Annotated in this window: 10 protein-coding genes; 2 read left to right on the top strand and 8 right to left on the bottom strand. The window is 68.3% G+C overall.

The features are described 5' to 3' along the window. Positions 1 to 50 precede the first annotated feature (50 nt). From GQR91_RS02315 to GQR91_RS02325, 3 genes are read right to left on the bottom strand one after another with little or no spacing between them, the layout of a single operon-like run. The gene (locus tag GQR91_RS02315) at positions 51 to 977 is read right to left on the bottom strand and encodes a bifunctional riboflavin kinase/FAD synthetase (protein WP_149681013.1); all 927 of its coding nucleotides are present in this window, start codon (positions 975 to 977) and stop codon (positions 51 to 53) included. A gap of 22 nt (positions 978 to 999) precedes the next feature. Continuing rightward, positions 1,000 to 1,470, bottom strand: coding sequence for a dihydrofolate reductase (locus GQR91_RS02320; protein WP_149681014.1), 471 nt, complete (start codon positions 1,468 to 1,470; stop codon positions 1,000 to 1,002). Beyond that, entirely contained in the window at positions 1,467 to 2,261 is a 795-nt protein-coding gene (locus GQR91_RS02325; protein WP_112381293.1) for a thymidylate synthase, read from the bottom strand. Before GQR91_RS02325 ends, GQR91_RS02320 begins: the two co-directional genes overlap by 4 nt. Between GQR91_RS02325 and GQR91_RS02330 the strand changes: the two genes are divergently transcribed. Continuing rightward, a complete protein-coding gene (locus GQR91_RS02330; RefSeq protein ID WP_160146724.1) occupies positions 2,260 to 2,730 on the top strand; it encodes a JAB domain-containing protein in 471 nt (156 codons plus the stop codon). The genes GQR91_RS02325 and GQR91_RS02330 overlap by 2 nt on opposite strands. Here GQR91_RS02330 and GQR91_RS02335 read toward each other — a convergent pair. From GQR91_RS02335 to GQR91_RS02355, 5 genes are all read right to left on the bottom strand, one after another. After that, positions 2,722 to 3,450: a class I SAM-dependent methyltransferase gene (locus tag GQR91_RS02335; RefSeq protein WP_149681016.1), complete on the bottom strand. Its 729-nt coding sequence runs from the start codon at positions 3,448 to 3,450 to the stop codon at positions 2,722 to 2,724. The genes GQR91_RS02330 and GQR91_RS02335 overlap by 9 nt on opposite strands. A gap of 1 nt (position 3,451) precedes the next feature. Then, positions 3,452 to 4,579, bottom strand: a complete 1,128-nt coding sequence (gene prfB / locus GQR91_RS02340) for a peptide chain release factor 2 (protein ID WP_149681017.1) — start codon at positions 4,577 to 4,579, stop codon at positions 3,452 to 3,454. A 90-nt stretch (positions 4,580 to 4,669) separates the two neighbouring features. Further along, entirely contained in the window at positions 4,670 to 7,153 is a 2,484-nt protein-coding gene (locus tag GQR91_RS02345) for a penicillin-binding protein 1A (protein ID WP_149681018.1), read from the bottom strand. A gap of 45 nt (positions 7,154 to 7,198) precedes the next feature. Then, positions 7,199 to 8,140, bottom strand: a complete 942-nt coding sequence (gene trhO, locus GQR91_RS02350; RefSeq protein WP_149681019.1) for an oxygen-dependent tRNA uridine(34) hydroxylase TrhO — start codon at positions 8,138 to 8,140, stop codon at positions 7,199 to 7,201. A 49-nt stretch (positions 8,141 to 8,189) separates the two neighbouring features. Then, complete coding sequence (locus GQR91_RS02355) at positions 8,190 to 9,377, bottom strand: N-acetylmuramoyl-L-alanine amidase (RefSeq protein ID WP_235903842.1); 1,188 nt, start codon at positions 9,375 to 9,377, stop codon at positions 8,190 to 8,192. A 518-nt stretch (positions 9,378 to 9,895) separates the two neighbouring features. Between GQR91_RS02355 and GQR91_RS02360 the strand changes: the two genes are divergently transcribed. Further along, positions 9,896 to 12,589 (top strand): Rne/Rng family ribonuclease, encoded by a 2,694-nt coding sequence (locus GQR91_RS02360; protein WP_235903843.1) that lies wholly within the window; start codon positions 9,896 to 9,898, stop codon positions 12,587 to 12,589. Positions 12,590 to 12,625 lie beyond the last annotated feature (36 nt).

Here is a 12,625-nt window from a genome sequence, read left to right on the forward strand (position 1 = left end):
TTAGCGGCTTTGCCGGGCGCCGTCAGCCCTTCAGAATCAGGCCCGCGAAATCAGGCGCGCAGGATCGCTCCGGCGCGGGCACAGTCAGCATCCATCTGCGCCACCAGCGCGTCCAGGCTGTCGAACTTCGCCTCGGGCCGCAGATAGTCGACCAGTTCCACCTCGATCCGCTCGCCGTACAGGTCGCCGGCAAAGTCGAAGAAATGCGGCTCCAGCAATTCCTTGGGCGGGTCGAAACTCGGCCGGATGCCCAGATTGGCCGCGCCGTCCAGCACGCGCCCGTCCGCCAGCCGCCCGCGCACCGCATAGATGCCGTAGGCCGGGCGCAGATATTTGCCCATGTCGACATTGGCGGTGGGGTAGCCGATCGTGCGCCCCACCTTGTCGCCGTGCTGCACCAATCCTTGGATCGCGAACGGCCGGGTCAGCAGCCGTGCCGCGGCGCGCGCCTCGCCCAGGCGCAGGTGCGCGCGGATGCGGCTGGAGGATACCGGCTCTCCGTCCAGCGTCACCGGGCCGATCGCCTGCGTCGAAAAGCCGTGCACGGCACCCAGCGCGCGCAGGATCGCGACATTGCCGCTCTTGCGTGCGCCGAAGGTGAAATCCTCTCCCGTCACCACCCCGCCGACGCGCAAGCGCTCCATCAGCCGCTCGGTGACGAACGCTTCCGCCGACAGCGCCGCGAGCGCTTCGTCGAAGCGGAACACCACCATCGCATCGGCGCCGGCCTCCGCGAACAACCGCGCGCGCTGTGCCAGCGTGGTCAGGCGAAAGGGCGGCGTGTCCGGTCGGAACAGGCGCACCGGATGCGGGTCGAAGGTCGCGACGATCGCCGGTCGCCCCTCGCCCCGCGCGCGCGCCACCGCCGCCCCGACCACCGCCTGATGACCAAGGTGAAACCCATCGAAATTGCCGAGCGCGACGATCCCGCCGGCCAGCATCGGCGGAACGGGCGCGTCACCGTCAAGACGCTGCATGGCGCGCGCTATAGAACGCCCGTCACCCGCGCACCAGCGTGACGTAGCTGTACGCCGGCCGGTCGCCCTCCGCGCCGTGATCCTCGCGCGCCACCTCGCGCCAGCCGGTGAACGGCGGCACCACCGCATCCCCCTCCGGCGCGCCGTGCACCTCGGTCAGTTCGATCCGGTCGGCCCGTGCCTCGAACAGCGCGAACACCTCCGCCCCGCCGATCACCGCGACCTCGCCCCCGCCCACCAGCGCGAGTGCCGCCTCGACATCATGCGCCACCTCCGCGCCCGCCGCCCGCCACGCCGGATCGCGCGTCAACACGATATGCCGCCGCCCGGGCAGCGGCGCCGGGAAGCTTTCGAACGTCTTGCGCCCCATCACCATCGGCTTGCCCATGGTCAGCGCCTTGAAGCGCTTCAGGTCGGCCGGGATGTGCCAGGGCAGCGCCCCGTCGCGCCCGATCACACCGTTTTCCGCGCGGGCCAGCACCATCACGATCATATCGCCACCGGCGCCTTGATATGGGCCTGCGCCACATAATCGTGCAGCACGAAATCCTCCGCCTCATACCCGTCGATCGCATCCGGCCGGCGGGTGATCTCCAGCCGCGGCAGCGCGCCCGGTTCGCGCGCCAGTTGCGTGCGCGCCTGTTCCAGATGGTTCAGGTACAGGTGGCAATCGCCGCCGGTCCAGATGAACTCGCCCACCTCCAGCCCGCATTGCTGCGCCAGCATATGGGTGAGCAGCGCATAGGAAGCGATGTTGAACGGCACCCCCAGAAAGATGTCCGCCGATCGCTGATACAGTTGCAGCGACAGCCGCCCGTCCGCGACATGCGTCTGGAACAGGCAGTGGCACGGCGCCAGCGCCATCGCATGCAGGTCGCCGGGGTTCCACGCGGTCACGATCTGCCGGCGCGAGGCGGGCTGGGTGCGAATCTGTTCCACCAGCTCCCGGATCTGGTCGATATGCCGCCCGTCGGCCGCCACCCAGTCGCGCCACTGCTTGCCGTAAACCGGCCCGAGATCGCCCTCGGCATCCGCCCACTCGTCCCAGATCGACACCCGGCGCTCCTGCAGCCAGCGCACATTGGTGTCGCCGCGCAGGAACCACAGCAGCTCGACGATAATCGATCGCAGATGCAGCTTCTTGGTGGTCAGCACCGGAAAGCCTTCGCGCAGATCGAAGCGCATCTGGTGCCCGAAGACGGACAGCGTGCCCGTGCCCGTCCGGTCCATCTGGCGGCTGCCGGAGTTGAGCACGCGCTCCATGAGATCAAGATACTGGCGCATGGCTCTCCGCGTAGCGGCACGCGGCGCGCTCGTCCATTATGGTTGGGCTTGCACGTGCACCGCGCTGCGCGTCCCGGCACGGCGGGGGGTGCCGCCCCTACCCCGCCCTGCACCCCCTATCACGGCCGCAACGCTGCACCGCGGGCTGGCGGATGCCCGGTTCGAGCTGGCCGCGATCGGCTATTTCGATCCGCAATGGAGCTTGTTGGCGCTGCGCCACGTCGCCGGCCATGCTGACGGCGTGCACCTGCCGATCCGCCGCATCGCGCGCGACGCGCTGCTGTTCGGCGCCGCCGCGGTGATGCTGGCCCACAACCACCCGGACGGCGATCCCCGCCCCAGCATGGCCGACCTGCGCTACACCCGCCGCCTGGCCACGGGGCTCGACACGCTCGGCATCCGGCTGGCGGAACACTGGATCGTCACGCCCACGTCCGTCACCAGCTTTCGCGACGAGGGGCTACTCTGAACCCTGCTGCATCCTGCACGGCCGGATCGCCTCCGGTTCGGGCCGCGGCCCCACCGCGCGAAAGGTCGCCAGATAGCCGCCGGCCGACGGCATCTCCATCATCGCCACCTGCTCGAAGCCCACCGCCTCGAACTCGCATTTCAGCAGGGCGGGCGGCGTACCATGGTCGCGCGTGGCGCGCTTGGCATCGACCACCACGACCAGCCCGTCCTTGCGGAGCGACGGGAACAGCCGCCACAGGAATTCATAGGGCTGCGCGATCTCATGGTACATGTGCACCATCAGCACCCGGTCGAAACTGTTGTCGGGCAGCTTGGGATCGGCCGGTTCGCCCAGCCGCACGCTCACATTGTCCAGCCGCTCGCGCGCCACCCGCTCGGCCAGGCTGTCGCGCGTGTCCGCCATGATGTCCTCGGCCAGCACCCGCCCCTCGGGGCCGACGCGCGCGGCGAGGCGCACCGTATAATAACCCTCGCCCGCGCCGATATCGGCCACCGTCATGCCGGGGCGGATATTGGCGCGGTCCATCACCGTGTCCGCCTCGCGCAGCCGGTCGCGCGCATCCTCGTTCGACCAGCGCGACGACACGATATGCGCCACCGGCCGGTCCGCCGCCGGAAACGGGCCGGGCTTGTCGGGCTCGTTCTTGATCAGCGGCTTGGAGCCGTCGCACCCGGCAAGGGCGAGGGCCAGAAGCACAAGGGCGCGCACGCGCGGCATCTCAGTCGACGTCGTCCACGGCCACCGTCTCACCGGTGACGCGCTGCGACAGGGCGGCGGCCATGAAATCGTCCAGCTTGCCGTCCAGCACGTCGCCGGGCGCGGTGGAGGTCACGCCGGTGCGCAGGTCCTTCACCAGCTGATAGGGCTGCAGCACATAGGAGCGGATCTGGTGCCCCCAGCCGATATCGGTCTTGGTGGCGTTCTGCGCATTCGCCGCCGCCTCGCGCTCGGCCAGTTCGCGCTCGTACAGGCGGGCGCGCAACTGGTTGTACGCCTCCGCCTTGTTCTTGTGCTGCGAACGCTGGTTCTGGCACTGCACGACGATGCCGGTCGGGATATGCGTGATGCGCACCGCCGAATCGGTCGTGTTGATGTGCTGGCCGCCCGCGCCCGATGCGCGGTAGGTGTCGATGCGCAGGTCGCTTTCGTTGTAATTGACCTCGATATTGTCGTCGATCACCGGATAGACCCACACCGACGAGAAGCTGGTGTGCCGCCGCGCCGACGAGTCGTACGGGCTGATCCGCACCAGCCGGTGCACACCCGACTCGGTCTTGGCATAGCCGTACGCGTTCTCGCCCTTCACCAGCAGCGTGGCTGACTTGATCCCCGCCTGTTCGCCTGCATGGTAATCGACCAGCTCCACCTTCATCCCGTGGCGCTCGGCCCAGCGCGTATACATGCGCTGCAACATCTCGGCCCAGTCCTGGCTTTCGGTGCCGCCGGCGCCCGCGTTGATCTCCAGATAGGTGTCGTTGGCATCGGCCTCGCCGTTCAGCAGCGCCTTCACCTTGTCCGCTTCGGCACGCTCGGCCAGTTCGGCGAGCGACCGCGCGCCCTCGTCGGCCAGTTCCTGGTCGCCCTCGGCCTCGGCCAGCTCGATCAGTTCGACCGTGCCCGCCATTTCGCTTTCGATCGCGCGCGTCGCGCTGATCGCCTCGTCCAGCCGGCGGCGTTCGCGCATCACGTCCTGCGCCTGCTTGGCGTCGTTCCACAGCGTCGGGTCCTCGACCCGCGCATTCAATTCGTCGAGCCGACGCAGCGCGCGGTCCCAATCGAGGGATTGGCGCAGCAGCGCCAGCGCTTCGTTGATCGAATCGACATGAGCCTGCGCTTCGGCGCGCATGAACTATTCTCCTATGTGGTCGTGCGGCCCGGTTCGCGAAACGTCACGGACGGGATCGGCCGCACGGCCGGCAATATATAGGTACGCGCGCTAGTAGATTCCGCCTTCTCTTTGCAAGAAGTCGCTGTCGCGCGGGGGTGTGTCGGTGCGCGTGGTCGTCGGCGTCGCGGTCGGGGCCGGGCCGGCACGGCGGCGCGCGCGGCGCGGCTCGCTGGCCGGCTTGAACGCTTCCCAGATCACCCCGGGCTTGGGATCGTTCCCGGTCGGGAAGGTGCCATAGACCGGCCGCCCGCTGCCGCGGTCGATCCGCACCATGCGGATGCCGGCCGGCGCGCGGAAGGGCAGCTTGTCCATCCCCTCATACGCCTTCACCGCGAACTGCTTGAAGATCGGCGCGGCCAGCGTCCCACCCTGCGCCGCGCCGCCCAGGCTCCTCGGCGAGTCGTACCCGATATACAGGCCGCCGACGAACTGTGGCGTGCCGCCGATGAACCACACGTCGGTGGGGCCGTTGTTGGTGCCGGTCTTACCGAACATCGGCCGGTCCAGGTCGCGCAGCACGGTGGCGGTGCCGCGCTGGACCACGCCCTCGGTGATGTGCACCATCTGGAACGCGGTCATCGCATCCAGCACCTGGCGCTGGCGGCTTTGCGGGCGCGGCATCGGCTTGCCGTCATAATCGGCCGCGTTGCACCGGTCGCAGGCGCGCCAGTTCTCCGGCCAGATCACCTTGCCGTGACGGTCCTGCACGAAATCGATCAGGCTGGGCGCACCGCCGCGCCCGTTGTTCGCCAGGATCGCATAGGCATTGACCATCGCCGAAACGGTCGTCTCCCCCGCCCCCAGCGCATAGGACAGATAGGGCGGGAAATCGCCGATCCCCATCTTCTTGATCGTCGCCACCACGCGCGGCATCCCCACCGTCGCGGCGGTGCGCACCGTCATCAGGTTGCGCGACTGTTCGATGCCCCAGCGCATCGTGTGCGGCCCCGCGCCGCGCGATCCGCCGAAATTGCGGAAGCATTTGGTGCCCAGCCGCGCGCCCTGATCGACGCAGAACGGGCCGTCCACCACGATCGACGCCGGCGTCATGCCATTGTCCAGCGCGGCGGAATAGACGATCGGCTTGATCGTCGATCCCGGCTGGCGCTGCGCCTGCGTCGCACGATTGAACGCCTGCAACCGCGCGTCGAATCCGCCCTGCATCGCCAGCACCCGGCCGCTCGCCGGTTCCTCCACGACGAAGCCGCCGGAGATGCGCGGGATCGACCGCAATGCGAAGCTGCTGCCCGACGGCGCCACCGCGACGATGTCGCCGGCCTTGAACGCGGCGAATGCGGTGCCGCCCTTGCCGCGCACCGGCATCTGCGCATTGGCGCGCGGCACACTGCCCGTCCGGCCATTGGCGAAGCCGATCGACCATTCGCCGCCTTGCCGCGCGATCAGGATGCCGGCGCGCCAATCCTCGTAATCGACGCCGATATTGGTGTTGAGCAGCGCCTGCAGCCATTTGTCTCCGTCGATATCGACATGGCGGATCGGCCCGGACCAGCCGCGCCCGCCGTCATAGCGGATCAGGCCGTCGCGCAGCGCCTTGGCCGCCAGGTCCTGCAACCGCGTGTCGAGCGAGGTCCGCACCCACAGCCCGCCCGAATAGACGCTGTACGGTCCGTCCTTGGCCGTCTCGCCGAACTTGTCGAGCAGTTGCCGGCGCACCTCCTCCACGAAATAGCCGCCCACCGTCTCGTATTTCGACGTGCGGCGCAGCACGGTGCCCAGCGGCTCGGCATTGGCGCTTTCATATTGCGCGCGCGTGATGAAGTTGTTCCTCAGCATTTCGCTGAGCACATAGTTGCGACGGGCCAGCGCCCGGTCCGGGTGGCGCACCGGATCGTAATTGGACGGCCCCTTGGGCAGGATCGCCAGATAGGCGAGCTGTCCCAGCGTCAGCTCGTCCAGTTCCTTGTCGAAATAGGCATGCGCCGCCGCTTCCACGCCGAATGCGTTGCGGCCCAGCGCGATCTGGTTGAGGTACAATTCCAGGATCTGCGGCTTGGTCAGCGTATCCTCGATCTTGTACGCCAATATCGCCTCGCGCACCTTGCGCGTCGGCGAATATTCGTTGCCGATCAACAGGTTCTTGGCGACCTGCTGGGTGATCGTCGATCCGCCCTTGGCGCGCCGGCCGCTGCCGAACTTCTGCACATAATCGAGCACCGCACCGGCCAGTCCCGGATAATCGACGCCGCCATGCTCGAAAAAGGTCTTGTCCTCCGCCGCCAGGAAGGCGCGGATCAGCATCGGCGGATATTCGGCGTAGGAGAGTTCCACCCGCCGCTCGCGCGCATAGGACTGGATCGGCGCGCCATCGATCCCGCGCACATGGGTCGGCAGCGGCGGCTCATAGGCCTTCAGCGCATCGACCGAGGGCAGGTCGCGCATGAAGATCAGCCAGAACACGCCCGCACCGATCGCGGCGAGCAGCGCCAGCGCGGCCAGCGCCTTGACCCACCACCGCGCGAAAAGGCGGCGGCGCGGGGTCGGGGATGCGGTGGAGGAAGGATCGGACGCCATGTTACCGCGCCGGCGTGTAGCAGGTTCGCACCCGCTTGCCACCCATCAGCGGTCGTCGCGCCGCGGCGCTGCGTCGAACCGTGCGCCGACATGCGCGGTGCCCCGTGCCCGCGCCAGCATCTCCTGCCGGTGCCGCTCCGCCGCGCCCGCGCGCGTCGCCTCGTCGCGCTGCCCGTGGCAGGCCGGACAGGACACGCCTTCCTCGTACAGCGGCGACGCGCGATCGGCCGGGCTGACCGGCATGCGGCAGCCATGGCATAGCTGATGCTCGCCCTGTTCCAGTCCGTGGCGCACCGCGACCCGGTGGTCGAACACGAAGCATTCGCCGGCCCATGCGCTCTCCGCCTCGGGCACGGTTTCCAGATATTTCAGGATGCCGCCGTCCAGGTGATAGACCCCGTCCACCCCCTCGGCCTTCAGGAATGCGGTCGCCTTTTCGCAGCGTATGCCGCCGGTGCAGAACATCGCGACGCGGGCCTTGCCTGCCAGCAATGCGTCGCGATGTTCGCGAAACCACTGCGGAAAGTCGCGAAAGCTGGCGGTGCCCGGATCGACCGCATTGGCGAAGGTGCCGATCGCGACCTCGTAATCGTTGCGCGTGTCGATCACCAGCGTGTCGGGCTCGGCGATCAGGGCGTTCCAGTCGGCCGGTGCGACATAGGTGCCCACCTCGCGCGTCGGATCGATGCCCGCCACGCCCATCGACACGATCTCGGCCTTCAGGCGCACCTTGAGGCGGTGGAACGGCATCGTCTCGGCAGCCGAATCCTTTACCTCCAGGTCGGCACAGCCGGGCAGGCCTCGGATATGCGCCAGCACTGCCTCGATGCCGTCATGCGTGCCCGCGATCGTGCCGTTGATGCCCTCGCCCGCCAGCAGCAGGGTGCCCTTGATCCCCGCTGCCTCGGCTGCGGCGAGCAGGGGCGCGCGCAGCGCGGCAGGGTCGGGAAAGGCGGCAAAGCGGTACAGGGCACAGACGCGGATCATGATGCGCGGCGCTTTACGGCCTCCGGTCGCGCTTATCCACCTCCGCCGGTCAGCGCGCCGCCATCTTGCGCGCGAAATGGATCTCCACCGCGCGCGTGACGCTTTCGGCGATCTTGTTGCGCCCCTCGCGGCTGTCCAGGAACGCCGCGTCGCGCGCGTTGGAGATATAGCCGGTCTCGAACAGGATGGAGGGCATGTCGGGGGCCTTCAGCACCATCAGCGATGCCATGCGGTGGAACACCGTCTTGGTCGGGATCAACGGCCGCGCCTCGCGCCCCAGCAACCGGGCGAACCCTGCGGAATTGTTCATGGTTTCGCGCTGCGCCAGGTCGATCAGGATCGACGACACGTCCGCTGCCTCGTCCCCCAGGTCGACGCCTGCGATGACGTCCGCCTTATTCTCCCGCGCCGCCAGCCGCGCCGCCTCCTTGTCGGACGCCACCTCGGACAGCGTGTAAACCGACGCCCCGCTCGCCTCCCCGGACCCCACGCTGTCACAATGCACCGATATAAACAAATCCCCATGCAGGCGTCGTGCGATGCCATATCGTTCGCGCAAGACCAGATAGCGGTCGTCGCTGCGGGTCAAGGCCACGCGCACGCGCCCGCTTTCCAGCAGCTTGTCGCGGATCGCCTTGGCGATCTTCAGCGTCACATCCTTTTCGCGCAGGCCCGTTTCCGGATTGATCGCGCCGGGATCGACGCCACCATGTCCGGCATCGATCACCACTAGCGGGCGGTTGTCGTTGCCAGCGACCTTGGGCAATGGTTGCGCCTTGGTGGGCGGCGGCACCGGGATGGACAGCTTGTAGCGCGGTTCGCTGCCGAAACGGAAAGGGAAGAAGTCCAGCGCTCCGCCCAGACTGGCCTGCGTATAGCCTGCGGGCACCGCCCGGAGCGACAGCGTCAGCTCGCGTCCTTCGCCGTCAAAGCCGCCGTCATGCACCACCGCGTCCTGCGCCAGCTGAAAGGTGATGCGCGTTGTATCCGGCGCGATACGCTGCTGCTCCACTGCGCGCACGAAGCCGTCGCGGACGCGCAGATGCCCGGGTGAGGCACCCACCACGTCCACCGAGATCCGCCGTGGCTCGCCCAGCATCACGCTTCGCGCACGCTTCACCGCGCCGTCGAAGCGGATCGCGATCCGTCCCTCCGCCACGCTCACGCGCTCCACCACCGCGGCGAGCGCGGGGCCGGGCAGAAACCACCCGAGGAGAAAAACCAGCAGCGTCGCCATGCCCCTTCGGTCATGCCGCGATCTGGTCCTGACGGTCCAGCGAAAAGCCATCAACGCATTACCCTTTTTCGACCCTGGGATCGATCGGGAGAGTATAACCTGCCTACCTGTCTCCAGGGTTGCGGAATGGGGTTAATCCGTCATTCGGCAAATTATTGCCGGCAGTGTCGGCCGAATCGTTCCGGTTGCGGTCATATCGCGGAGATGCTAGCCTTCGATTTGCACCCTTGGGTCACGCCGTTTTCCGGCACCGAAGGGGGTATCACGGCCCGCGCGATTTCCCGTCGCGGCCAACCAGGTTGACGCTCGCATGCCGCAATTGCCCCACTACGCTGACCGACCGGCTTTTGCCGGCGGGGTCGCGGCGTCGTGGGTCGCGCCCGGAACTCCCACCGGGCAGGCGCAGCGCGCAGACACATTCCGCCTACATCGTTGCGACCCGGCGCCCCGCGCCGCCGCACCCATTTACCGCGCGCGACGGCAGCCCACAGGCCCGGCGCGCGCGTGGAGACCATATAATGACCACGCGTATGCTGATCGACGCACGCCACCGGGAAGAGACCCGGGTGGCGGTCGTCAAGAATAACCGCATCGAAGAATTCGATTTCGAGTCCGCCGAGCGCAAGCAGCTCAAGGGCAACATCTATCTCGCCAAGGTGACCCGCGTCGAGCCGTCGCTGCAGGCGGCGTTCGTCGATTACGGCGGCAACCGCCACGGCTTCCTCGCCTTTTCGGAAATCCACCCCGATTACTACCAGATCCCCAAGGAGGATCGCGAGGCGCTGCTCCGCGAAGAGGCCGAGCATGCCGCCGAGGAAGCCGCCCTGCGCGCCGAACTCGACGCCGAGGATGACGAGGATTTCGACGGCGAGGACGATCACGACCATGAGCCGGGCGACCACGACGCCGATCTGAGCGAAGGCGAAGAGGGCGAGGACGCGCCGCGCCCGAAAAAGGCGACCGTCAACGACGACCAGGTCGAGGCGCTGCGGGCGCGTCGCCAGTCCCTGCGCCGCCGCTACAAGATTCAGGACGTGATCCGCCGCCGTCAGGTGCTGCTCGTCCAGGTCGTAAAGGAAGAGCGCGGCAACAAGGGTGCGGCGCTCACCACCTATCTGTCTCTCGCCGGCCGCTACTGCGTGCTGATGCCCAACACCAGCCATGGCGGCGGCATAAGCCGCAAGATTTCGAACGCGGCCGATCGCAAGCGGCTGAAGTCGATCATGGCCGATCTGGCGCTCCCCTCGTCGATGGGTTGCATCGTCCGCACCGCCGGGCTTCAGCGCACCAAGACCGAGATCAAGCGCGACTTCGATTATCTCGCCCGCCTGTGGGACGGTATTCGCGAAAAGACGCTGACCTCGTCGGCGCCGGCGCTCGTCTATGGCGACTCCGATCTCATCAAGCGCGCGATCCGCGACATCTATAATCGCGAGATTGAGGAAGTGATCGTCGAAGGCGAGGAAGGATACAGCCACGCCAAGGACTTCATGCGCCTGTTGATGCCGGCGCATGCCCGCCGCGTGAAGCAATATGCCGATGCCGTGCCGCTCTTCCAGCGCGCGCATGTCGAGGATCAGTTGGCGGCGATGTACAATCCCGTCGTCCAGTTGAAGTCGGGTGGCTATCTCGTCATCAACCCGACCGAGGCGCTGGTCTCGATCGACATCAACTCCGGCCGCTCCACCCGCGAACATAATATCGAGCAGACCGCCACCGCGACGAACCTTGAGGCGGCACAGGAGATCGCGCGTCAGCTTCGCCTGCGCGACATGGCCGGCCTCGTCGTCATCGACTTCATCGACATGGACAATCATTCCAATGTCCGGAAGGTTGAGAAGGCGATGAAGGAGGCGCTGAAGAACGACCGCGCCCGCATCCAGGTCGGCCGCATCTCGTCCTTCGGCCTGATGGAAATGAGCCGCCAGCGCTTGCGCACCGGCGTGCTGGAGGCATCGACCCGCCAGTGCCCGCATTGCGAGGGCACCGGCCTCGTCCGCACCGCCTCGTCCTCGGGCCTGTCGGCGCTGCGCCTGATCGAGGACGAGGCCGCCCGCGGTCGCGGCTCGATCCTCACGCTGCGCGCCAGCCAGGAAGCCGCCGTCTACGTGCTCAACAAGAAGCGCGCCGACATCGCCGAGATCGAGGAACGCTATGGCGTGTCCGTCGAGATCCTGCCCGATCGCGAGGAAGAGGGCGCGCGCATGTCGGTCGAAGCGTCCGGTCCGCCGCCCGCGCATCCGCCGCGTATCGATGCTTTGTTGCCGGTCGAGGAAGACGACAGCGACCTGATCGATGAGATCGAGGAAGAAGAGGACGAGGTAGAGGTCGAGGAGCGCGCCGAGGAAGCGCGCCCGCGGGCCGAGCAGGGCGAGGGCGAAGGCAATGGTCGCAAGCGCCGTCGCCGTCGTCGCGGACGTCGCGGTCGTGGTCAGGACGAGGGCCAGCAGGACGAGGCAGCCGAGGGCGAGGACGAGGCGGTCGACACCGACGAAGCCGAGCAGGCCGAGGATGTCGACGCGGTCGAGGCCGATACCCAGGACGCCGAACCCGTAGCCGAGGCCGAGGGCGGCGAAGGTCGCCGTCGTCGTGGCCGTCGCGGCCGTCGTGGTCGTGGCAACCGCGGCGAGGCAGCGGTCGAGGTGCAGGCGGACGAACCGATCGCCGACACCGCCGAACCGGAAGCGGAGCCCGAAGCGGCCCCGCCGATCGCCGACACCCTGCCGGAGCCGCTGCCGGTAGCCGAGCCGGAGCCGGTCGCCGAGGAAGCGCCCGCGGTCGAGGAGGCCCCCGCCCCCAAGACGCGTCGCCGCCCGCGTGCCCGCGCCGCCACCGCCCCGGCCGCGGCCGCGGCCGAGGAAACGGTTGCGACGCCGGCGCCCGTCGCCGAGCCGGTCGCAGCCGAGGAGCCCGCGCCCAAGCCGAAGCGGACGCGCAAGAAGAAGGTGGAGGAGGCTCCGGCCGAAGCCCCCGTCGTCGAGGAGGCCCCCGCCCCCAAGCCGAAGCGCACCCGCAAGAAGAAGGTGGAGGCGCCCGTCGCCGATGCCGCCGACGAGGGCCCCTCGGCCGCCGCGACGCTGGCTCCCGCCGAGCCGGTCGCAGCCGAGGTCCAGCCGGACGCAGCGGATGCCGCACCGGCGGCGGCGCCTGCGGCCGAGGACACCGCCGATACGCCGCGTCGCGGCTGGTGGCAGCGGACGTTCGGCGCCTGACAGGCCGACACGCCGACAGATGATGACGAGACGCCC

Origin of the sequence: Sphingomonas carotinifaciens (genome assembly GCF_009789535.1) — a bacterium.
In the GTDB taxonomy this organism is placed as follows: domain Bacteria; phylum Pseudomonadota; class Alphaproteobacteria; order Sphingomonadales; family Sphingomonadaceae; genus Sphingomonas; species Sphingomonas carotinifaciens.